Raw genomic sequence first — 23,951 nt, 5'->3', positions numbered from 1 at the left:
TCCTTGATCTTGCACACATCCATCTTGCCTAGAAGATTGCTCCTGGATACATTCCTATCCATCCTTAGAGATCGCTCGTTATCGCTAGGTATTACCACGGATAGGAGGCTGTTTATTTATTACATATTACATACATGTTTATATTTATGATTCGTCATCTCAAAAGGAGCATACATCTCCTTTTCTTCTTGTGTTTTGCGCTTTCCTGGCTAGCGCCGCAGTCTGCACTCGCTCAGAAAAGTAGTAAGGTAAGGGTTCAAGTGGTAGAGCAGGATACTGGCTATCCTATCCCTGGCGTGGTCATCAAGTGCGAAAAGTCGGGCTTTGTGACTGATGCCGATGGTTATTGTTCCATCCCCACCTCATCCTCCTCTAAGATAACCTTGTCTCTCAAGTCCTTGGGGTATAAAGAAATCAAGTCCCATACCTATCAGTATCGGGCGGGCAAAACTCTTGTGATCAAGATGGTGGCATCAGTCGAACTCCTCAAGGAGGTCACCGTAGTCTCTGAGCGAAGACACACCACCAATCAGCAACACTCCGTGAAGATTAGCAAGAAAGACATAGAGAAGGCGCCCTCCCTTACGCTAGCGAAGCTATTAGAGACAGTGCCTGGTGTGAGCTCTATCAGTTCGGGTAGCAATATCTCCAAACCAGTGATACAGGGGATGCACGGCAGCCGTATCCTATTGATGAATAATGGTGTACGCCTAGAGAGCCAGACTTGGGGCGACGACCATGCCCCCGAGATTGATCACACGGGTGCGAGCCTTATCGAAGTAGTCAAAGGAGCAGAGGCTATTCGTTATGGTTACGGAGCAGAGGGCGGTGTCGTCCTCTTCAATCAAGCGCCATTGCCCTATGGACACCAAAAGCTCTATGTTGGCGGCAAACTTAATACAGGCTTCGAAAGCAATGGTAAGGGCTATGATATGGCAGGGAGCCTCAATCTCGGATACAAAGAGTGGGGACTCAGGCTCCATGGCATGTACAAACGCACTGGGGACTACTCCACAGCAGAGTATATCCTCAATAATACCGGCATACAGAACCTGAGTTTCTCGGGCACAGCAGGATACGAAAACAAGTGGCTCACAGCCACAGTCTACGCCAGCCTTTATTTCCTCCGCTCGGGTATCTACTATGCGAGCAAGATATCAGATGTCAACCAACTCCTTGAGCGTTTTAAGGCGGGGAGGCCCGAAGAGGACTCCTTCAAACCCTTCTCCTATCGTATTGAGCCACCGCTCCAGCAGGTACAGCATTTCACGGTAAAGGGCGATATAGAAGCGCGCATCCATCCCCGACATACGCTACAGCTCAAGCTCTCCTACCAAGACAATCTCCGTGAAGAGTACGAGAATAGAAAGATAGCTGCTTACAGCTGGCTTCCTGTACAAGACCTTCGCCTCATCACATACAACGGCGACCTCTCTTGGGACGGCAGGTGGAACTTCTGGGGTATGAATACCCAAGCAGGTATATCGGGGATGTACCAGTACAACCTCAATTATCCTGGGACTAAGCAACCCGCCTTTATCCCTAACTATGCTGCCATGACCGTGGGTACCTTCTTCCTCAATAAGGTAACCATTGGCAACCTACAAGCCTCTATAGGAGCAAGGTACGACCTCAGGGCAATGCATGTGGATGGTTATAAGAGTCTTACCAACTTTGAGTACTTCAACGACTTCATGGTACACCAAAACGTGACCGGCACACTCGCAGCTCACTACCAGATTACCAATAACATTGATGTAAGGGGCAATATTGGTTTGGCTTGGAGACCTCCGAGTATCAATGAGCTCTATGCCGCAGGACTCAATCACGGTATCTACTGGGTGGTAGGTAATCCCAATCTGACTAGTGAAGTGGGCTATAAGTCTATTCTAGCAGGACGGTACCATAACGATTGGCTCTCGGTGGAACCAAGTATCTTCTACCAGCGCATCAATAACTACATATACGACAATATTGGAGAAGGAAAGGATCGCTTCCACAATCATCCAAGTGGCAAGTACCCCAAGTTTATCTTCACCCAAGACGATGCGCAGTTTTTAGGAGGCGACCTCACGGTCGTCGTAGCGCCGCTTGCTGGTCTGTCGTTTACAGCCAAAGGTGAGTGGATCAACGCCCGCAACCTTACGACCAATGCTTGGCTCCCATTTATGCCCTCGGATAGGTATTCTCTCGAGGCCAACTATTCCTTTGACTTCGGCAAGGGAGAGCAGAAGAAGTGGCACGCAGGCATTTCTCTTGATGGTAAATATGTGACGAAGCAACATCGCTTCGACCCAGAAAAAGACCTAGTACCAGATAGTCCTCCAGCTTATGCCCTACTCAATGCCCAGGCAGAACTCAAGTACGACCTCCCCAATGCTCGGTATATTCAGTTCATGCTGATGGGAGATAATATCTTCAATACCTTATATAAGGAGTACACCGACCGCTTCCGCTACTATGCCCACGCACGAGGGGCACAGATTTCCTTACGCACAATCATTTCTTTTTAAGATAATAAGAGAGATATGACACAATTAAGAAAGCTATTATACCTACCCCTAGTGGTACTACTTACTGCAGGATGCTCCAATGAGCGTATGAAGAGCATATTGGCACCTATCGTGGTGGCACCAGAGTCTAGTATCGAGCGCGATGTCCGAGGGCACGAGCAGATCTACTCAGTACAGGCAATCCTCAGATATGCACGAAAGACAAATAAAGGCACCTATCGTGCTTACGACCTTAGCCAGCATGAAACTCCATTCCCTATCTATCAAGAGATTACGCTAGACAAAGATGAGACTGGAAGTCTCAGTATCAGTTCTAACAGGAAACACTTCGATGTGATTAAGGGGAAGGACATATATTATGCCTTAGAACTCAAATATTTCGATATCAATGGCAAGCAGATTAATTACCAATTTTCTCGTTATGATACAGAGAAGGAGGGAAAAGAAGGGGCTGAGGATTATAACACCCTTATGGTACACCAGACGCTCTTTACTCTACACAACTACTCTCTTGACAAAAGCACTGTAGTGTACCCAATGTCTCTTGATAGCTTGTATTACGATAAATATCTTTACCAGTTCGATGAGCAAGGCAAACCCAGACGGGCCTCTATGGCTTCGCCATTTGTCGTTTATGCACCTGAAAAAGGGCATGAACCCAACCAGCTTCGTTACAACTATTTACTCGCTCAGAAGGCCACAGAGAATGCCATCTCAGATCGGGCAACACAGCCATTTGTAGATCCGAAGAGTGCACAAACCTACTATCTATACAGAGCTTTGGGATTGCCTGAACTGGCTGCAATTACCCCCGAAGTATTCTCTTATGAATACCGAGATACAGACCCCGTTCAATCAGAATTAGGGAGTATAGTTGTAGGTTCTGATGATTTAGGAAGACTACGTATAGGGAAACCGGTAAGCTTACTCAGACAAAAGCGATCGCTACTCCCCGGTGCCATGAGAGACGCCTTGGGTTTTAAAGGTGTACTCCAATTCAAGCAATCTGGTATTGCTTTCCAAATGCGGATATCTATAGCTCATATTCTGACCCGGGAAGGGAAGTATGATCTCTGGAGTAACCCAAATCATCTCCGTTATCATTACCAGATTTCTAGTGCTTGGAATAGCTTCGATATGGACTTTCCACTGCCCTTTAAGGTAATCGCAGATCTAGATGGAGAACGAGATTCTTTTGTTGAGAGTCTGCAAAGATTTTACCCTAATGCGACCTCTGAAGAGGTAAGTCGTATGATTGACAACTCATCTGACTACTTCCATAGGATTCCTTCTACAACAATGTAGTACCTCAAACATATGAAAAGAAATATTTCAACACACGTTTTTACCCTCTCCACTCTTCTCTTACTTCTTACTTCTTGTGGAGAGTTTGTCTTTGGAAGAATAGAAGTAGCTCCAGAGGATGACCCACGTATCCAACACAAGATACCGAGAACTAAGATGGATCTTTACCAAGGGAAGAAAAATGAAACACCTAACCTTAGTAATCCTGACCCCAATGGAGCCTTTGCAAACTGGGGTTCGTGCTATCTCATGTTCAAGGAAGGGCATGACCATGGTGATGGCATGATGCATGGGAACTATGTCTACGAGAAAGGACCCTGGCCACAAGAGGAGTTCCTCGAGGTCTTCAACCGCCCAAGTGGACAACATCCTGAAATAGTACTTGATAGCAAGTCTATAAACACCTATCTAGAGAACGAGCGTAAGCTAGAGGCACCTAAGCATATTCGCCTTATCGGAGGTGCCAAAAGACGTTGGGCATTATTGCTTAATTTCTTCGACAAGGAGGGGAATTTGATGAACGACTCTATCCTTAAGTACTCCAACAAATACCAGATATTCTATTGCATCAGTGATTTAGATAGTGAGGGAAAACCTTACGATGTAATGGATGTAAGATGGCAAGGAAAAGGGCAGCTAACACCCACGGAAGAGCCAAAGCACCCTCGAGGGGAAGAGCCTATCCCCTCTCCTTACTTTAAGGACAAAAAAAGCCTTGAAGAGAGACAGAAACACACACCCGAAGTGTTCCAGTACACTTACCGAGACACATGGAGGAAAGACGATATGGCAAATGGTGTCAATGCTTTTTATAACATCAAACTTCTGCCACCTCTTACAAAAGAAGAAGCCGAGAATGTGGATCAGTGTGATATAGATTGTGTGGGACTCAAAGGACACTTTTCATTCGATTGGGGATGGGACGATGGAATTGAAGCAAAAGATTGGGTCGAGCAAAAACGTATAAAAGGAGGGGATAGAAGCTTTTTCCAACCGTATACTCGTAAGACCCACTTGTTACCAAAGTTCTATCTTGCTGTGCGTGTGATGAAACGAAAAGATGGAAATAAACTATTGGTTAAAGCTCCAGAGAATAGGAATTATTACAAAGCAAGAGGTGCAGAAGCCATGATGTGTTCACCACATACAGGACCTATAGACTCTAGCGGTTGGGAAGAAATCATTAGATTTAATATTCCGGTTTGTCTTATCGCAGATGCTTTTGATAGCAATCCGGTCTCGCCTCATCAATACGAACCATTCTATGTGAGTATCGCGAAAGAGATACGAGTAACGCCAGAAGAAGCATATGAGCTGAGCAGAAACAGAGTTGTTGTCGGCAATGACGGATCAGGGGGGCAAGGCTATGGCTCTTTCTTCCTATGATACATTATATAATTTATCAACATCACTTATATTGTTATGACAAAAGTTAAGTTCTTTCTAAGTATTCTTTTACTCTTCTCCCTACTTCCTGGGTGTAAACCCAAAGTAGGTGATAGACCTGACATCCCTACGTCTCAAACAAAGCTAGATCATCTCGTTATCTGGGAGGTCTTTTACACTGGTAGCTGGCAAGCTAGAACTGGTGGTGGTAGCAGGAGTGCTAGTGGATACGCAGATATGAAACCTATGTACATAAAGATATTTAATCCGACAGAGGAGACTAAATATCTTGATGGTCTGGGACTTGCTACATCAGCACACCTTAATACAGCCCATTCCGAGATAAAACTCGAGAATTCTGATCAAGACTTTTGCAAGACCAACGCTGCAGTGGGGGAAATTCTTCGATTCCCTGGAAGTGGGCAAGAGCATCCTATCAAGCCAGGAGAAACCATTTTGGTAGCCAAAATTGCTCGAGACTTCACGAAAGGTGCTCCCTCCTCTGAAGACGATGAGGAAATAGAAAAAGGGAATCCTCTATCCCTAGATCTAAGCAAGGCCAACTTTGAGTGGTTCTCTATGCCTGAGCAGTTTGAAGAGGATGACAGTAAAGACAACCCAAAAGTCCCTAACCTCGAACGGAAATTCTTTTATAAAGATGATGAGTCGAAAGGGCTTAACCCTACTAATAGAACCCTGATTCTTTTCGAAGCAAAGGACATTGAGTACTTTGATAAAATAAACAAAAACGCGCCTGAGTTCTACAAAAAATACACTATCACCAGATACGCTGCTTCAAATACGTATGATGAGTTTTGGACATCTCCGATAGTGCCGAATGACTGGATTATTGATGCAGTAAACATCTCTCCTATCAATGCGTACAAAATGAGGAACGTTGATGAGAAGATTGACGGAGGATGGTATGGGGTATTTCAACGTGAGTGGTCTGTAAACTCTATGAAGCAGAAGGACACAGGCTTAGCCATAAGACGCAAGTGGAATGGCAAGATCTACGAAGATACCAACAACTCTTCCCATGACTTTGAAGTCGTCAAAGCCTCACTCGAAACAGCAAAACAAGGCGAGTCGGCAAGTACCCAAAAATAATGCGGTAGATCATCTAAAAATCTATCCTTAGACATTGTACATGGAGAGAGGAGGGGGACGACTCCGGAGCGTAGAGCTCTTTGCCCCCCCCTTCTCTCTAGCATCTTGACACCGATAATAAATCTGTAAAGTTATGATAAAAGTTAAGTTTTACATCGTTATACTATCCCTAACTGCACTCCTTGTAGGCTGTAAGCCTAAGGCAAACGGAGGAGATAATCCTGACCCACATAGCTCCAAGACTCAGCTAGACCATCTCGTAATATGGGAGGTCTTCTACTCAGGAAATTGGCGTTCTCGCACAGTCAATGGAAAAGAATATGGGTATCATGACCCCAAACCAATGTACATCAAGATCTTCAACCCCACTGAAGAGCCTAAATATCTTGATGGGTTGTGCATTGCGGTTTCACGCCATACAAACAATACTCTCACACAGACCAAGTTTGATAAGCCAGAAGACAATTTCTTCAAAACCCACTTTGCGGCAAATGAAATTCTACAAATCCCAGGAAGTGGGAAGGAGCATATCATCAAGGCAGGTGCAACTATCGTTATTGCCAAGATGGCGATTGACTTTACTAAGCCCAATCCGACTTCTGAGGAGGAGGGCAATCCGCTATCAATAGACCTCTCTAAAGCAACCTTTGAGTGGCTCACCTCAGACCAAATTAAGAAAGAAGACTGTGAGGATAATCCCAATGTTCCCAACCTTAATCGGAGTTTCTTCATAGACGAGGACTTCAAGTTTGATCCCACCAATAGAACCTTAGTCCTTTTCGAAGTAAAGGATAACGAGTACTTCACTAAACTGGGCACCAAGGAGCCGACTTACTTCAAACACTATTCGATTACCGAACGACATCACCATGGCGCCCTTTACGATAGTAATACGGAAGCTCCTGTAGTGCCTAATGAGTGGATTATTGATGCAGTAAACATATCCCCTCTGAACGACTACAAGATGAGAAATATTGTCGAGAAGATTGATGCCGGATGGTTTGGCGTTTCGCAAAAGACTTTAATTGACGCGAAAAAGAAAAAAGAAGACACAGGTAAAGCCATCAGACGCAAGTGGAATGGCAAGAGTTATGAAGACACCAATAACTCCTCTCTAGACTTTGAAGTCGTTAAAGCCTCTCTAGATAAAGCACAGCACAATCCGTCGGCAAATGCTAAGTAATAACGGCAATATACAATAATTACCATTCAACTCAATCATTTCCCAGTAGGAAGGAGTCTAGTGAGGACTCCTTCCTACTTTACTCTCTCCCTGTGATGATTTCCAAGAGCTAACAGGTATTGGCTATTCCCTATTGAAAAGCGCTTGGAATTTTAGTACATTTGCAGGGTATTGTAGATAAAAGGCTGCTATAAGATTGGAATTATGTCCGAGAATAAACATAAGAAGGGTGGGACGCCCAGTTTTGTACACTCACGACTGATAAGTATCATCAGTATCTCGATGGTGCTTTTCTTATTGGGCATCGTAACGATGCTGGGATTGGTAGGTAATGGACTCAAGACGTATGTCCGAGAGAGTGTCAACTTTACAGTAGTGCTTTCGCCTGAGGCTCAGCCCGAGGAGATTAGTATCATGGAGGCTCAGCTAAAGCAGGAGCCTTTCGTAAGGGACATTAAGTATTTCTCCAAGGAGGAAGCACTAGCAAGCCTTACGGAGGAGTTGGGCGAAAGTCCTGAGGAGTTTCTTGGATGGAATCCGCTTTCGCCAACGTTTGAGATTACCCTGAAGGAAGCGTACATCTCGGAGCGTGATAGTATCACCAAGGTAGAGCAAGCTCTTAATAATTACTTGCTCACCCAATCACTAAGCTACAAACAGGATCTAGTAGAGCAAATCAATACCAACATACAGACGCTAACGATTGTGATGATTGTACTATCAGTATTACTCCTACTCATCTCTATTGTACTCATCAATAATACCATACGACTCCTAATCTACTCCAAGCGTTTTCTTATCTACACCATGAAGCTAGTCGGAGCTACCCCACGCTTTATCCGCCGACCTTTTGTGCGCTACAATATATGGAGTGGCATCATGGCTTCTATTGTTGCCAGCTGTTTTCTCGGTCGGTTATGGTATCACTTGACAACCAATTACCCACTGATGCAGACGGTACTAACGCTCCATAATGGATTGATTGTACTCGGGGTGGTATTTATTCTTGGCATACTGATTAGTTGGTTCTCAGCCTCTAGAGCAGTAACCAAGTACCTGAGAATGAATGTAAATAAGCTCTACAGAGCTTGACGACATACAGACGACACACATATAAAAATAATGAGTAAAGAGAAAGGTCTGAAGACGTATGGCTTCACCAAAACTAATCTAGGAATCCTAGTCGTATCTATTCTCCTGATAGTGCTGGGGTATACCCTGATGGCAGGGGGGAAATCGGAGGATGGTGTGAGTTTCAACCCCGAGGTCTTTAGTACGATACGTATAAGGGTAGCACCTGTAGTACTCACCATAGGATACATTGGCATCCTCGTGGCTGTGCTATGGAGAGGCAAGAAATCTAAAAGCGCTGACCAGAGGAAGGAGGGTTCAGAGGCATGACAATATTTGAAGCTATTGTACTTGCGATAGTAGAGGGAATTACGGAATTTCTCCCAATCTCGAGTACTGGGCACATGGTGATTACCCAAGCACTTATGGGCATTGAGAGCACGGAGTATGTGAAAGCGTTTACCGTGATGATACAATTTGGTGCCATCCTATCTGTGGTGGCGCTATATTTCAAGCGCTTTTTCCGATTCGATCTTCCTGCCGATATGTGGCATGGCAACCACTCCAATGTCAGGAGGGCTCTGAGCCGATTTAGGTTTTATTTCCTACTCATCGTGGGCGTGGTACCTGCAGCTATCTTGGGACTACTCTTCAATGACTGGGTAGATGAGGTGCTTGGCGAAGTATGGATTATTGCTGCCAATCTAGTGATTGGAGGCATCCTGATGCTCTTCATAGATAAACTGATAAAGCATAATCATGCATCGGAGGTCACCTATCCTAAATCTTTCATTATTGGTCTTTTCCAGACGATTGCCATGTTCTTCCCTGGCATGTCGCGCTCTATGAGTACGATTGTGGGTGGTATGGTGACTGGGCTGAAACGTGAGACGGCGGCGGAGTTTAGCTTCTTCCTTGCTGTGCCAACGATGCTAGGTGCTTTCCTCCTCCAGATTATAAAGTTTTGGAAGGCAGGTACGCTTAATATCCTTACGGATAATATGACTACGCTAATCATTGGTAATGTAGTCTCCTTTATAGTGGCTATGATAGCGATTAAGACCTTTATCAAGTTCTTACAGAAGCATGGGTTTGTGGCTTTTGGCATCTATCGTATTATTATTGGTGGCGTGATACTCGGGATGATTGCGCTGGGTATGGACTTAGCAGTATTTCAGTGAATAACGACCAACAGAAGCAAAATCCCTTTTGCGAAGGGATGTTTGTAGTGGTAGATAAACCACTAAAGTGGACGAGCTTTGATATCGTCAATAAGTTTAGATACCTACTATGCCGTAGACTAGGGATAAAGAAACTAAAGGTGGGGCATGCTGGCACACTGGATCCCCTCGCGACAGGCGTCGTAGTGGTCTGCACAGGCAAGTTCACTAAGCGCATAGATGAGGTGCAGCGGCAGGAGAAGGTCTACACAGCTACAGTACGACTTGGTGCCACTACCCCGAGCTTCGACCTTGAGAGCGAGGCGGATGCCACTTACCCTACAGAGCATATCACTCAGAAGTTAGTAGAAGAAGCGTTGGCACGATTTGTAGGGGAGATAAACCAGGTACCACCGACCTTTTCGGCTGTGAGGAAAGATGGTAAACGTGCCTACGAATACGCACGCAAGGGGCACGACATAGAGCTAGATACCAAACGCATCGTAGTATATAGTATAGAGCTCCTAAGATATGAGCTACCAGACATTGACATCAAGGTCACTTGTGGCAAGGGAACTTATATTAGGGCACTTGCGAGGGATATCGGCGCAGCACTAGGAAGTGGAGGGCACCTAACAGCGCTGCGCAGAGAGCGAGTGGGGACATTCACCACAGAAGAGGCTATTACGGTTGAGGAGTTTAGCGAATTTATAGAGGAAAGTTTAGATAAATACAAGGAGGAATAGAGATTATGGCAGAGTACAAGCTATCCAATTTTAATTTTAAGTTACCTAAGGATCAGATTGCAATGTACCCAGTGAGGCACAGGGATGAGAGCCGTCTACTGGTGCTACATAAGGATACGGGCGTAATAGAGCACAAGCAATTCAAGCAGATTATCGAGTATTTTGGCAAAGATGATCTCTTTGTGATGAATAATACGCGTGTATTTCCAGCTAAGATGGTAGGCAATAAGGAGAAGACCAATGCAATGATCGACGTATTTCTACTCCGTGAGCTCAATGAGCCTATGCTTTGGGATGTGCTAGTGGACCCAGCACGAAAGATTAGGATTGGCAATAAACTATTCTTCGGGGAAAATGACGAGCTAGTAGCCGAAGTGGTAGACAATACTACATCTCGTGGTCGAATCTTAAAGTTCGCCTACGATGGCAGCTATGAGGACTTCAAGAAGACACTCTTCAAACTCGGAGAGACTCCGCTTCCGGACTATATTAAACGCCCCGTAGAAGAGGAGGACGAGGAGCGCTATCAGACAATTTATGCTACAGAGGAAGGGGCTGTGGTAGCACCTGCTGCAGGGCTTCACTTCAGTAGGGAGCTTATTAAGCGTTTGGAACTACAGGACGTCAGATTTACAAATCTCACCCTGCACACCAGCCGAGTCATGTATGATGAAATAGATGTAGACGATCTCTCTAAGTACAAGATGGGATCGGAGCGAATGATTGTTACACAGGAGACTTGTGATGTTATTAATAAGGCAGTTGAGAACAAGAAGCGCATTGTAGCTGTGGGGACTTCCGTAGCCAAGGCTCTAGAGACAGCAGTAAGTATGGATGGCTTCGTAAAACCCTACGATGGGTGGAGTAGTAAGTTTATCTTCCCAGAGTATAAGTATGGTCTACAGAATGCGATGGTAACAGGTTTTCACCTACCTTCTTCGTGGTTGTTGATGCTGGCGGCAGCCTTCGGTGGCTACGACCATGTAATGAAGGCGTACAAGGTTGCCGTAAAGGAGGGCTACCGCTTCGGACAGTACGGTGATGCAATGCTTATCTTATAATACCATTGTATAATATCGAGCAAGGTGAGAGAGCGGGTGTATATAGCTTTAGGGTCAAACATTGGGAATAGAGCATCTATTCTAGCCCAAGCTGTGGGGCTACTCTCGGAGCGTGTGGGGGTGGTAACGGTGGAGTCAAAAGTGGTGGAGACGGAACCAGTAGGATTTGTCTCGGAGCATCCCTTCCTGAATCAAGTGGTAGCGGTAGATACTGAGTTGTCCCCTCTGGAAGTATTGGAGACGACGCAGAATATTGAGCGAGAGCTCGGGCGATGGCGCAAGAGTGTGGATGGCGTGTACCTTGATCGCACTTGTGATTTGGACATTATTCTGTATGGTGATAGGATAATGGAGGAAGCGTTTCTGACAATTCCACACAAGCTCTTCAGGGAGCGCAAGTTTGTCTTAGAGCCTTTGGCAGAGATTGCCCCTGAGGTCATTGACCCTGTGACAGGGAAGCGTATTAATGAGCTATTATGGGACGTATTGTAGCATTGGACATTGGGCGGAAGCGCACGGGAGTAGCTGCCACTGATATTTTACGAATTACCCCCAATGGTCTTGGGTATCAGCCTACAGGCAGTGTAGCTGATTGGCTCAAGGCGTATGCTGAGTGGGAACCTGTAGACCTGATTGTGATAGGCAAGCCAACTCAAGTCGACGGGAGCGACTCGGAGAGTGTGAAGTATATAGAGCCTGTAGTGAATAGACTACAAAAGATATTACCAGACATAGAGATCGTACGGCACGATGAGCGGTTCACCACTGTGTTAGCACATAGGGCAATGATAGAGGGAGGATTAAGTAAGATGAAAAGAAGGGAGAAAGGTCTGGCAGACGAAGTGAGTGCCGTGATTATCCTCCAAGGATTTATGGAAAGTAGATTTTATCAAGAGAAGTACAGATGATACTACCTATATATGTATATGGCACGGACGTGCTGAGGGAAAAGACCAAGGATATAAATGCGGACTATCCTGGGCTAAAGAAGCTGATTGCGGATATGTTTGAGACGATGTACGCATCGAATGGTGTGGGACTAGCAGCTCCTCAGATTGGCAAGGCAATTCGGCTATTTGTCATTGACGCTGACCCTCTCAAAGACGACTATCCAGATAGTGCAGGCTTCAAGAAAGTATTTATCAATCCTGTGATTACCGAACATAGCTCTGAGCTTTGTACGATGCAGGAAGGATGCCTTAGTGTACCCGGTCTTTCCGAAAATGTGGAGCGTCCTAAGCAGATTACAATCAAATACGTAGACGAGGACTTTCAGGAGCATGTGGAGTCCTACTCTGGGTTCAATGCTCGTGTAGTTCAGCACGAGTACGATCACTTAGAGCAGACACTCTTTACCGATCGCGTAAAGCCTATGCGCAAGGCGATGATTAAGAATAAACTTCAGAAGATGTCGCGTGGGCAGGTTCGTGCCGACTATCGTGTGATCACTAAGTAAAAACGGAGACTGATATGGCACGGCTATCTAGGTCTATACTCCTTACCTTCCTTCTCTTTGGGCTGTTTGCCACGAAGGGAACTGCCCAAATTGATACCGATAGGGCGATTACAGTAGGGCGCAATGCGCTCTACTTCAAGGACTATGTGCTAGCCATTCAGTACTTCAATTCGGCTATTCAGGCTGACCCTCACCTTGCCGACCCCTACTACCTACGGGGACTAGCCAAGTACAGCTTGGACGACTACTTGGGAGCGGAAGCGGATAGCGATGCGGCACTAGAACGCAATCCATTTATTTATGGGGCACACTATCTGAGAGCAATCTCAAGACACACACTAGGAAAGGACTCTCTAGCGCTACAGGACTACGAAGTAGTGCTTCGGGATAATCCAGATCATAAGGGGGCGTTGCACAATTCCGCAATCCTACGTATTGCCTTGAAAGACAATGAGGGGGCGAGAAAGGTACTCGACCATCTAGAGCGCTATTTCCCTGACTATGCTCATGCCTATGTGATTGACGGTGGACTACGACTAGAGCAAGGGGATACCGTGGCAGCACTTAAGTTATTTGAGAAGGCTTTGGAGGTTAGCCCCAGTTTACCCAACGCCTACCTCTCTATGGCGGGTATCGCCTACGACCGCCAGAAGTACACCGATGCGGAAGTCTACATTGATAGAGCACTGGAGTATATGCCTGATCTAGCAGAGCTATATATCAATAGAGCCATCATACGCTTCCAACAATACAATATCAAAGGAGCTATGACCGACTACTCTACAGCTATCGACCTCTCTCCTGAGAATACCCTTGCGCTCTACAATCGGGCACTGCTCCGAAGTCAGGTAGGCGAAACTAATGGTGCACTTGAGGACTTCAATAGGGTGGCAACGCTGGAACCAGGGAATTACTTCGCCCTATTCAATAGAGCAATTCTCTCCAATCAGGTGGGTGAATATCGGCAGGCCGAAGCAGACCTAGACAGGATTATTGAGCGCTACCCTACATTTCTCCCCGCTCTCGTAGAGCGAGCTGATGCTCGGAATGGACTGGGGAAGACAATGGCTGCCAAACAAGACCTCTATGCTGCGAGCAAGATGACTTACGATCAGAAGGCACTCAACGCTGCCACTGCGAAACAAAACACTCAGGATGCTCTGGAGGCAGAGACCAAGGATCGGGTACGTGACGATAAGGATGAGAATATCCAAAAATTCCGTTCGCTCGTCTATGCTAGTAACGATAATACATACGATGAGCTGTATTCAGAAGACCAAGGTATCCGCGGTCGTATTCAGGATTTAGAGGTAGTTGTAGAGCCAGAGCCACTCTTTAGCCTTTCCTACTATGTAGCTGTGGATAAGCAACTCAAAGGGAATACCAACGTCGCTTATTCAGCGCAACTACAACTCCCAGCAGAGGAGTATAACGTCTTAGTCGTTCAGCGTGTACCACAGTTGACTAGTCAGCAACTGCAATTGCACCTTGATAGCATAAGCAAGTTCGATATCACGAGCAATCAAAGCGCAGATGCGATGATACGTTATGCTCTAGACCAGCTCACGCTCAAGGATCATCAATCAGTCATCGATGTGATGACCCTTGTCATAGACGCAGTACCCGATGACCCTGCCCCTTATTTCCAAAGAGCAGTCTCCAGAGTCCTCGCCTATGAGGCTGATCAAGCGACACACGGCAGAGGGAGCCAGCCGTCTATCATTTTCTCTGAGAGCACCATCTCTACTGAGTACGTGCAGAAGAAGGCAACCATGCAAGAGGCATCTAAAGATCTCTTGAAAGTACTTGAGCTAGTGCCCAACTATGTACCAGCGCTCTTTAATCTAGGGTACATCCATGCAGCACTCGGTAGCTATGACGACGCCATCAAGTACTATTCTCAAGCAATACAAGCTGAGCCAAACCTAGGCAGTGCCTACTACAATCGTGGGCTTTGCTACTACGCGACAGGGGAGAAGGAGAAGGGTGATCGAGACCTCAGCCAAGCAGGAGCTCTGGGGCTCTATAAAGCATACTCTATCATCAAGAGGATGAAATAACGAATAGCGACTGACGGGAACCAATCTCTTGGTTGCCATCAGTCGTTTTATTATTGTCTTTAGGCTGCTGAGCCTATCAAGACATTGGGAAACAAACAAAGGATGAATAATTATTCAGCAATATATCAAGAGCTTTACTCCAAGCTAGGCAATCAGTTGCTAGATACCATTGCCTCAGCTGGCGACGACGTAGGGCAAGAGGTACGCCTCATAGGCGGGGCTGTAAGAGACTTGATTCTTAAGGGAGAAGTCAAGCAAGACCTCGACTTTGTAACCCGAGGGAGTGGTATTCGAGTAGCAGAGCGAGTTGCCGAGCTGCTAGGGCGTGGTGCCAAACTATCTGTATTCAAAAGCTTTGGCACTGCTCAAGTCCACTGGAAAGATCTAGACCTAGAGTTCGTAGGATCTAGGCGTGAAAGCTACCGCAGCGATAGCCGTAAACCGCTCGTCGAAGGTGGCACATTCGAGGAGGATGAGGAGCGTCGCGACTTCACAATAAATGCCCTTTCTATCACCCTCAATGGAGAAGCACGAGGAGCATTCCACGACCCCTTCGGTGGCGTGGCAGATATCCAGAGGAGGGTCATTCGCACCCCGCTTGCACCAGACCAAACCTTCTCCGACGACCCTCTAAGGATGATGAGGGCAGTTCGGTTCGCAAGCCAACTTGACTTTCAGGTAGACGACGATACCTTCCACTCTATCAAGCGTAATGCCACGCGCCTCAATCCACCAGTGGTCTCTATAGAGCGCATCACTACAGAGTTTATGAAAATCATCGACTCTTCCAAGCCCTCAATAGGTTTGGGACTGATGCATCGTAGTGGTCTGATGGAGCAGTACCTCCCTGAGGTCTCTGCACTACAAGGGGCTGAGACTCGTGAGGGCATCGGGCACAAGAACAACTTCGTCCACACTATCATCGTAGTGGACAATGTGGCGAGCGTGAGCGACAATAGCTTCCTAAGGCTTGCAGCTCTATTCCATGATATTGGCAAGCCGGTAACCAAGAAGTTCGAATCGGGTATTGGCTGGAGCTTCTATAACCACGACTTCGTAGGGCAGAAGATGGTCAATCGTATCTTCCGCCGTGTGAAGCTCCCCTTAGGTGAGCGATTGGAGTATGTGAAGAAGCTAGTACGCTTGCACATGCGCCCTGCACAATTAGCAGATGAAGGAGTCACAGACTCTGCTATACGCAGACTACTCTTCGAGGCAGGCGATGATATTGACGACCTAATGACCCTCTGTGAGAGCGATCTCACCAGCAAGAACCCACAGAAGGTACAGAAGTATCTCGACAACTTCGCTATAGTCAGAGAGAAACTCAAGGAGATAGAGGAGAAGGATCGTATCCGCAACTTCCAGCCACCAGTAACAGGCAATGATATCATGGAGGTCTTCCAGCTCCAACCCTGTCGCGAACTGGGACAAATCAAAGACCAAATCAAGGATGCCATACTCGATGGTATCATCCCCAATGAGCGTAAAGCCGCTCTACAATATATGTATAAGATCGTGGAGGAGCAGTTCCCCCACTTTACCGTAGTCAATAGAATAGAGGAGTAACAGATTATGGATAAGCAAAAGTGGTATCATCAGTCATGGGTACAGATTGTAGGCGTAGTGCTTTTATTCCTCGTCATCGCCCTTGCTTACTTCTACCCCGCAGCCTTTGAGGGGCGCCAACTCTTCCAAGCCGATGGGGCAGCTGCCGCAGGCACAGGGCGTGATGTCGTAGAATACATGGAGCAAACAGGCGAGCGCTCCTTCTGGACTGGGAGCCTCTTCGGTGGCATGCCCACCTATCAGATATCCCCATCATACCCAAGCGCTGAAGGCATCAAAGCCGTGCAGAAGATATATAGCCCACGGAGCATACTATTGGGAGAAAGTTACCTCATCTTCATGCTCCTGATTGGCTTCTACATCTTTATGCGGAGCTGGGGAATAAAGCGACAACTCAGCGTAGGGGGCGCTATTATGTGGGCTTTCTCCAGTTACTTCCTTATTCTAATAGATGCAGGCCACATTTGGAAGCTCCTAGCCCTCACATATATTCCCCCTACAATAGCTGGATTAGTACTCGCTTTCCACAGGCGAAAGTACCTCCTTGGTTTCTTCGTTACAGGACTATTCTCAGCCCTTCAGATCTACTCCAATCACATACAGATGAGCTACTACTTCGCCTTCCTCATGCTGGCAATGATTATTGCTTGGGCAATCGAGGCTGGGAGGAAGAAGGAGTGGGCACACTTTGCTAAGGCTTTTGGGGTAGTCGTAGCTGGCGGACTTATTGGTATCGCTATCAATGGCACGAGCCTGTACCACACCTATGAATATGGCAAAGAGACCATGCGCGGCGGACGAGAAATAACGGTATTGGATAATCCAAATGCTACCCAAGTAACCAACAACGGACTAGACCACGCCTATATTACTCAGTGGAGCTATGGGATAGACGAGATGCTCACCTTCCTCATCCCCGATGCGAAGGGTGGAGCCTCAGGTGCTATCCCTGCGGAGGAAGTGCAGAAGAGCAATGTATCCAATCCCCAATTACAACAGATTCTATCCGACCCAAGGAGCGGTATGAATAGGTACTGGGGCGACCAACCCTTTACAGCAGGACCGGTATACATCGGGGCTATCGTACTACTACTTGCCCTATTTGGTATGATGGTAGCCAAAGGACCCATGAAGTGGTCGCTCATCGGGGTCACGGCACTCACCATCATGCTCTCTTGGGGACACAACTTCATGTGGCTCTCAGAGCTATTTATCGACTACTTTCCTTTGTACGACAAGTTCCGCACCCCCTCCTCTATCCTAGTGGTAGCAGAGTTTACCCTCCCGCTATTTGCTATCTGGGGACTAGTGCTCATCCTTCGAGAGCCAGCCTTCATACGCAAACATAAAACAGAGGCGATTATTGCCACAGCGCTCACACTTGGCGTAGCGCTAATACTCTATATCATACCAAGCCTATCGGGAGGTTTCCTCAGCAAGTACGAAGCAGACTACTTCTCTACCGTGGCGGCACAAAACCCCGATATGAACCTACTAAGGGGTGCACTCGAGAGCGTTAGAGAGCATATCTTCAAGAGCGATACACTCCGTACCATCAGCTTTCTGATTCTATCAGTAGCGCTCCTCTTCCTCTACGACAGAGAGAAGGTAAGCAAGCAAGTAATGCTGCCCCTACTGGTGCTCCTTATCTTCGTAGACCTATGGAGTGTGGATAAGCGCTTCCTCAATGACGGCAAGTATATGGAGGCGAGCCAAGTAACCGCAAGGGTAACAGAGACTACAGCTGCCGACCAGATGATTCTTGCCGATACAACTCAGTATAGGGTATTTAATACCACCGTCAATACCTTCAACGACGCTACGACTTCGTACAACCATCGCTCTGTAGGTGGCTATCATGCTGCCAAACTACAACGCTACCAAGATATCATCGAAGGATATCTGGTAAAGCGAGACCTCAATGTCCTCCGTGCCCTCAATACCAAGTATTATATCGTACCCGATAGTGTAGGAGTACCGACAGCCGTTACCGATCCCGACACCTATGGCAATGCCTGGTTTGTGGGGTCTGTAAAGCCAGTATCTACTCCAGATGAAGAGTTTACCGCACTAGGGGAAGTCTCCCTCAATCAGGTAGCAGTGCTGGCGGGGAACTTTGCCGACAAAGCGCCAAGTGTAATTACCCCAGATAGCCTCGCCTCAATTAGCTTAGTTAGCTACGCACCCAATAGAGTAAAGTACCGCACCACCAATAACCACGAAGGAGTAGCCGTATTTAGTGAGATCTACTACCCTCACGGCTGGCATGCGACTATAGATGGGGCTCCTACCGAGATACTTCGTGCCGATTATATCCTTCGCGCACTTGTGGTACCACAAGGGGAGCACGAAGTAGAGTTTGTCTTCGACCCTCAGAGCCTACACACCACAGAGGCAGTAGCCATAGTCGGAAGCATCCTACTAGCTATCGCAGGTATCGGGATAGTGGTCTACTACTTCTTACAGAGGCGACGCCATGGAGCTAATACACCTGCCTGAAGTAGGCTCTACAAATAACTACCTTAGGCAAATGCTCGAGCAACAGCCCGAGCTCCCTGAGTACACGATAGTAGATGCCTATGCCCAGACAGAAGGGCGTGGACAGAGGGGTAATAGCTGGGAAAGTAACGCAGGAGAAAATATATCCTGCTCTATCCTCCTACGCCCCAATCTACCAGAAGAGGCATTCACTTTCGACCTCAACATCGTCGTCTCTCTCGCACTCCACGATGCCCTCAGTAGATACCTAGCTCCTGAGAGTATCCAAATAAAGTGGCCCAATGATATTATAGTAGGGCATAACAAAAAGATTGCAGGCATACTGATAGAGAACGAATGGCTGGGTTCACAGCTTGAGTACAGTATCATCGGTATCGGACTCAATGTACGACAAACAGCCTTTGGTGAATATCACCCCGTAGCTACTTCTCTCGCACTTGAGGGTGCCCAACTCCCTCTACACTATGAAGAATGGCACCCTACTCTCATAGCGCAGATAGCATCATCGATGCAAGCGCGGCAGGAGCTGTTGGGAACGCAGCTGCATGAACTCCGACAAGAGTACCATAGCCGACTACTTGGGCTAGGAGAAGAACGCTCTTATACTCTTCCTGACGGCACGCAATTCCTCGGCACCATCCGATGCGTACGCCCCAATGGTCTACTAGAAATAAATACCCCACAAGGCATCCATCACTACCATTTCAAAGAGATTCGCATGCTGCTATAGTGTGGAGGGCTTTCCGCCTAATATGAAATGACTGCTCCTCTGCTGAGATATGGACATTCTCAATAGAGGAGCAATCGTTTACTATAAAGGAGGAGGTATTATGAGAATGTTGCACGAAGTGCCATTCTCGCCGATTTGTAAGCAAATCGGCTGAGACGTTGCACGGTGGTGAAATACAAGGCACTGAGACTGAGTCTGACGGGAGCGTACTCACGTACGTGACCGAAGCCGAATGTCGAAAGTAACGCAGTAGTCCGCCACCGTGCAACAGTCTCATTATGCCTGATTCTTGTGTGTCATAATGTGGAGCACGTGTTTATCCGTCTCTATCATGGCATCACGACCAATGCTGGTGAGGTTATCAATACTCTTATCGATATCATCATCTACTACCCCTTCGTTGCTGGTCACAACACGCTTCTCCATTGCAAGGAGAGCGGAGAGCATCGCAGAGCTTACCCCACTAGTCACTTTCAGACTACAGCTAGGCTTTGCGCCATCACATATCATTCCTGTGAGGTTGCCCACCATATTCTTGATAGCAAAACCTATCTGCTCTTTAGTGCCACCCATAAGGTAGGTGATACCACTAGATGAACCAGTAGAAGCCACTACACAGCCACAGAGTGCAGAGAGGCGTCCTAGCTTCTGCTTGATATAGATGACCATGAGGCTACTAAGCATAAGAGCACGTATCTTCTGCTCCTCTGTTGCCCCCTCGTCTTCAGCAAAGCTCAGCACAGGGAGCGTAGCAGTAATCCCCTGATTACCACTCCCAGAGTTGCTCATTACAGTCACAGGAGCGCCATCCATACGTGCATCGCATGCTGCACTAGTATAGGTAAGAAGGTGAGTATAGGTATTATCACCGAGATACTTTTTGGCTCTTGCACCACTAATCATCTTTCCCACGCCATGACCATAGTCTCCACTGAGAGAGTAATCTGCAGCGTTACGATTGAGGTGAGCAGCTTCCATGATAAAAGAAATCTCCTCAAGAGGCATCTCTGTAGCAAATTCGTAAACCATATCGAAGGTTAGAGGCACCTCTGGACCATCATAAAGATGGCTACCGCCATCACTTTCCCCCGATCCTGAGTTCGCCACCTCTAGAGGTTTCCCATTGAGTGTAAGGGTATGCAATTCAGTATGCGTGCGCTGGATGATTGCCAAGGCTTGGTTTCCCTGATCATCATCTATCTCTACTTCTATATAGAGCTTATCCACATCGCCCTCCTTAAGCGCAATCTCTATGCGCTGCTCCTCTACGAGCTTCTTGGCTTTGGCAAACTGTTCGTCAGTAAAGCTGTCTAGTACCTTCAGCTCCTTTTGGGGCTGAGCAATTATTGCACCTAGTGCTACAGCAATTGGAAGTCCTATCATGCCGGTACCAGGGATACCCACTCCCATAGCGTTTTTTAGCACGTTGGCACTGAGGTAGAGCTGTATGTGAGTAGGGTTACCCTCTAGAACATGTGCAGCATGTGAAGTGGTCAATGCTACTGCCACAGGTTCGGTGCAGCCAGTAGCGGGTAGCACCTCACGGTGCACCATCTTAATAATGTCTAATTGTGTCTGTCTCTCCATTTGATTATAGCCTTAGACCTGAAAAATATTTGCGACGGTAAATATACACTATTCTCACGAATTTTGGGATTTTTTGGTACATTTGCTTGAGAGTTGAAATATCCTTTCCTGTAGAACTGATGAGCAATAGCAATGACCAACTAACAGAGTTGGAGATTCGTATCACTGCATTGATGCGTAAATATAGTGAGCAAAAAAAAGCTCTCGCTCGGAAGACAGAGGAGTGCGAAGCACTCCTTCGCCAGAGAGGCGAGCAGGCGGAGAAGATCAACCTCTTAGAGCAAAATCTATCCATTGCCACAATATCGGGTGGCGCTACTTCACCAGAAGCAAGGGCTGCACTCGAGGGTCTTGAGGCTGAATTGTCGCAGATTATGGGAGTGATAGATGAGTGTATTACACTGCTCGATGGCAGAATTGAGTGATATTGGACAAACGGTATACCCCCTAAAGGGAGCCACGTATAGATATATTGTGAGATGAGCGACATAACGGCGAAAAGCGAACCCACACAAGAGATCAATCTCCGAGTCGGTAGCGTACGGATGACGCTCACAATACCCCGAGACGAGAATTCGGAGCAAGCCCTCAGAAGAGGAGCAGAGAGAGTCAATGAGACCATCGAACGCTACCGAGTCGCTTTCCCTAGGGTATCTCAGGCAGAACTACTTAGTTATGTAGCATTGGATTTGGCTAGTCGACTACAGAAGATGGAGATGGAGGCTGACGAACTGAATCTAGAAGCAAGACTAAAGACGCTGAATAACAACCTGGAACAAGTCTTCTGATATCTAAAACTACCCCCAATAGACACTTCTACATGCTAAGAGAGCAGTTCATGTAGTTTTTAGTAGTAATTTGAATGGAAAAGATAATTATCGCTGTAGTATTAGCGCTCATAGTACTCGCTGTGGGCGGCGTAATTCTGTGGAAAAGTATCTGGAAGACGCTTAACCAAAGAGCCAAGGAGGAGAAGGAGAACTATATCGAACAAGCCAAGGAAGATATAGAGATCTTAAGAAAGGATAAGATGCTGGAGGTAAAGGAGGAGGCACTCCAGCGTAAGACGCAACTAGAGCAGGAAATCTCGGCTTGGAAGAGCAAGGTACAGAGCACCGATGCTCGCCTCCAGAACCTAGAGGGCAAACTGAAGAACCGTGAACAATCTCTCAATAAGCAACAGAGCGAACTCAACGCTCGGAATCAGGAGATAGACAAACTCGAAGTGGAGCTACAGCAGCAGCTGGAGGTATCTCGCATACAAGAGGAGGAGATGATCCGTGTAAAGCATGAGGCGGAGCAAAAGCTAGAGCAGATATGTGGGCTATCAGCAGAGGAGGCAAAGATCCAATTGATTGAAAGTATCAAGGATGAAGCGCGTGCCAATGCGGCTTCGTATGTGAGCGAGATAATCGATGAGGCACGCATGACCGCCAGCCAAGAGGCTAAGAAACTGGTGGTAAAGACCATTCAGAGAATAGCGACAGAGACAGCTATCGAGAATGCTGTAACTGTATTCCACATCGAGAGCGATGAGATGAAGGGGCGTATCATTGGACGTGAAGGACGCAATATACGTGCACTAGAAGCTGCTACCGGTGTAGAGGTTATCGTAGATGACACCCCAGAAGCCATCGTATTGTCTTGCTTCGATCCAGTACGCCGCGAGATAGCTCGCCTCACCCTACACCAGCTAGTACAGGATGGACGCATCCACCCTGCACGTATAGAGGAGGTGGCAGCAAAGGTGAAGGGACAGATAGAGGAGGAAATAGTAGAGACGGGCAAGCGCACCATGATCGACCTTGGCATCCATGGCATGCACCCTGAGCTGATTCGCTTAGTGGGCAAGATGAAATACCGCTCAAGCTATGGTCAGAACCTCCTGCAGCACTCCCGCGAAACGGCCAACCTATGTGCGGTGATGGCTGCTGAGCTTGGGCTCAATCCGAAGAAGGCAATGCGCGCAGGTCTCCTCCATGATATCGGTAAGGTAAGCGATGAGGAGCCAGAGCTCCCACACGCAATTCTGGGCATGAAGCTCTGCGAGAAGTACAAGGAGAAAGCAGACATCTGCAACGCTGTAGGTGCACACCACGAAGAAATAGAGATGGAGTCTTTGATAGCGCCAATAGTCCAAGCGTGCGATGCTATAAGTGGTGCCCGCCCTGGTGCTCGACGTGAGATTGCTGAGGCATACATAAAGCGCCTCAACGATTTGGAGAAACTAGCACTATCTTATCCAGGTGTCATCAAGACCTACGCTATCCAAGCCGGACGTGAGTTGCGCGTGATTGTCGGAGCTGACAAGATGGACGACACAGCGGTACAACAACTTTCAGGCGATATTGCTCAGCGTATCCAAGATGAGATGACCTACCCAGGACAGGTAAAGATTACCGTTATCCGCGAGACTCGCTCAGTAGCTTTCGCGAAGTAAATAGACAACAAATACATCCTAAGAGGCGTAGCCATATGGGCTGCGCCCCTTTTTCTATACCCCTAATTATAGGGT

Annotated in this window: 21 protein-coding genes; 20 read left to right on the top strand and 1 reads right to left on the bottom strand. The window is 47.1% G+C overall.

All coding sequences use genetic code 11. From position 1 onward, the window contains the following. Positions 1-146: 146 nt before the first annotated feature. The 17 genes from IX315_RS05105 (at position 147) to IX315_RS05025 (ending at position 19,849) form a co-directional block, all read left to right on the top strand. Positions 147-2,513 (top strand): TonB-dependent receptor, encoded by a 2,367-nt coding sequence (locus tag IX315_RS05105; RefSeq protein WP_156808699.1) that lies wholly within the window; start codon positions 147-149, stop codon positions 2,511-2,513. A gap of 15 nt (positions 2,514-2,528) precedes the next feature. Beyond that, complete coding sequence (locus IX315_RS05100; protein ID WP_211639555.1) at positions 2,529-3,818, top strand: hypothetical protein; 1,290 nt, start codon at positions 2,529-2,531, stop codon at positions 3,816-3,818. Between the two features lie 12 nt (positions 3,819-3,830). Next, complete coding sequence (locus IX315_RS05095; RefSeq protein ID WP_134848986.1) at positions 3,831-5,204, top strand: hypothetical protein; 1,374 nt, start codon at positions 3,831-3,833, stop codon at positions 5,202-5,204. A 36-nt stretch (positions 5,205-5,240) separates the two neighbouring features. After that, the gene (locus IX315_RS05090; RefSeq protein ID WP_211837246.1) at positions 5,241-6,314 is read left to right on the top strand and encodes a DUF4876 domain-containing protein; all 1,074 of its coding nucleotides are present in this window, start codon (positions 5,241-5,243) and stop codon (positions 6,312-6,314) included. A 133-nt stretch (positions 6,315-6,447) separates the two neighbouring features. Then, the gene (locus tag IX315_RS05085; RefSeq protein WP_211639556.1) at positions 6,448-7,497 is read left to right on the top strand and encodes a DUF4876 domain-containing protein; all 1,050 of its coding nucleotides are present in this window, start codon (positions 6,448-6,450) and stop codon (positions 7,495-7,497) included. A 204-nt stretch (positions 7,498-7,701) separates the two neighbouring features. Further along, positions 7,702-8,589, top strand: coding sequence for a cell division protein FtsX (locus IX315_RS05080; RefSeq protein WP_018358562.1), 888 nt, complete (start codon positions 7,702-7,704; stop codon positions 8,587-8,589). Positions 8,590-8,619: 30 nt separating this feature from the next. Further along, entirely contained in the window at positions 8,620-8,898 is a 279-nt protein-coding gene (locus IX315_RS05075; RefSeq protein ID WP_211639557.1) for a DUF3098 domain-containing protein, read from the top strand. Further along, positions 8,895-9,749 carry an undecaprenyl-diphosphate phosphatase gene (locus IX315_RS05070; RefSeq protein WP_211639558.1) on the top strand — a complete coding sequence of 285 codons (855 nt, stop codon included), beginning with the start codon at positions 8,895-8,897 and terminating at the stop codon, positions 9,747-9,749. Before IX315_RS05075 ends, IX315_RS05070 begins: the two co-directional genes overlap by 4 nt. A 38-nt stretch (positions 9,750-9,787) precedes the next feature. After that, the gene (gene truB / locus IX315_RS05065) at positions 9,788-10,474 is read left to right on the top strand and encodes a tRNA pseudouridine(55) synthase TruB (RefSeq protein WP_211635176.1); all 687 of its coding nucleotides are present in this window, start codon (positions 9,788-9,790) and stop codon (positions 10,472-10,474) included. A 5-nt stretch (positions 10,475-10,479) separates the two neighbouring features. Continuing rightward, a complete protein-coding gene (gene queA / locus IX315_RS05060; protein ID WP_018358566.1) occupies positions 10,480-11,535 on the top strand; it encodes a tRNA preQ1(34) S-adenosylmethionine ribosyltransferase-isomerase QueA in 1,056 nt (351 codons plus the stop codon). Between the two features lie 36 nt (positions 11,536-11,571). Further along, positions 11,572-12,027, top strand: coding sequence for a 2-amino-4-hydroxy-6-hydroxymethyldihydropteridine diphosphokinase (gene folK, locus IX315_RS05055; protein ID WP_018358567.1), 456 nt, complete (start codon positions 11,572-11,574; stop codon positions 12,025-12,027). Next, the gene (gene ruvX, locus IX315_RS05050) at positions 12,012-12,443 is read left to right on the top strand and encodes a Holliday junction resolvase RuvX (protein ID WP_018358568.1); all 432 of its coding nucleotides are present in this window, start codon (positions 12,012-12,014) and stop codon (positions 12,441-12,443) included. Before folK ends, ruvX begins: the two co-directional genes overlap by 16 nt. Continuing rightward, complete coding sequence (gene def / locus IX315_RS05045) at positions 12,440-12,991, top strand: peptide deformylase (RefSeq protein WP_018358569.1); 552 nt, start codon at positions 12,440-12,442, stop codon at positions 12,989-12,991. Before ruvX ends, def begins: the two co-directional genes overlap by 4 nt. A 14-nt stretch (positions 12,992-13,005) precedes the next feature. Next, positions 13,006-15,051, top strand: coding sequence for a tetratricopeptide repeat protein (locus IX315_RS05040; protein ID WP_211837245.1), 2,046 nt, complete (start codon positions 13,006-13,008; stop codon positions 15,049-15,051). Positions 15,052-15,153: 102 nt separating this feature from the next. Next, on the top strand, positions 15,154-16,620 hold the full coding sequence (locus IX315_RS05035; protein ID WP_211830490.1) for a CCA tRNA nucleotidyltransferase: 1,467 nt from the start codon (positions 15,154-15,156) through the stop codon (positions 16,618-16,620). Positions 16,621-16,626: 6 nt separating this feature from the next. Then, on the top strand, positions 16,627-19,119 hold the full coding sequence (locus IX315_RS05030; RefSeq protein ID WP_018358572.1) for a YfhO family protein: 2,493 nt from the start codon (positions 16,627-16,629) through the stop codon (positions 19,117-19,119). Then, positions 19,097-19,849: a biotin--[acetyl-CoA-carboxylase] ligase gene (locus tag IX315_RS05025; protein ID WP_134848978.1), complete on the top strand. Its 753-nt coding sequence runs from the start codon at positions 19,097-19,099 to the stop codon at positions 19,847-19,849. The genes IX315_RS05030 and IX315_RS05025 overlap by 23 nt, the downstream gene beginning before the upstream one ends. 276 nt (positions 19,850-20,125) lie before the next feature. Here IX315_RS05025 and IX315_RS05020 read toward each other — a convergent pair whose 3' ends face one another. Further along, the gene (locus tag IX315_RS05020) at positions 20,126-21,436 is read right to left on the bottom strand and encodes an L-cysteine desulfidase family protein (protein WP_211635170.1); all 1,311 of its coding nucleotides are present in this window, start codon (positions 21,434-21,436) and stop codon (positions 20,126-20,128) included. Between the two features lie 119 nt (positions 21,437-21,555). On the opposite strand from IX315_RS05020, the gene IX315_RS05015 reads away from it, so the two are divergent. The 3 genes from IX315_RS05015 to rny all read left to right on the top strand — a co-directional run bounded on the left by IX315_RS05015 (position 21,556) and on the right by rny (position 23,876). After that, positions 21,556-21,861: a hypothetical protein gene (locus IX315_RS05015; protein WP_018358575.1), complete on the top strand. Its 306-nt coding sequence runs from the start codon at positions 21,556-21,558 to the stop codon at positions 21,859-21,861. A 54-nt stretch (positions 21,862-21,915) separates the two neighbouring features. Then, the gene (locus IX315_RS05010) at positions 21,916-22,224 is read left to right on the top strand and encodes a cell division protein ZapA (RefSeq protein ID WP_018358576.1); all 309 of its coding nucleotides are present in this window, start codon (positions 21,916-21,918) and stop codon (positions 22,222-22,224) included. A gap of 74 nt (positions 22,225-22,298) precedes the next feature. After that, complete coding sequence (rny, locus tag IX315_RS05005) at positions 22,299-23,876, top strand: ribonuclease Y (RefSeq protein WP_018358577.1); 1,578 nt, start codon at positions 22,299-22,301, stop codon at positions 23,874-23,876. The last annotated feature ends 75 nt before the right edge of the window (positions 23,877-23,951 follow it).

Origin of the sequence: Porphyromonas levii (assembly GCF_018206105.1) — a bacterium.
GTDB classification, from domain to species: Bacteria; Bacteroidota; Bacteroidia; order Bacteroidales; family Porphyromonadaceae; genus Porphyromonas_A; species Porphyromonas_A levii.
This window is presented reverse-complemented; position numbering and strand designations above follow the sequence as displayed.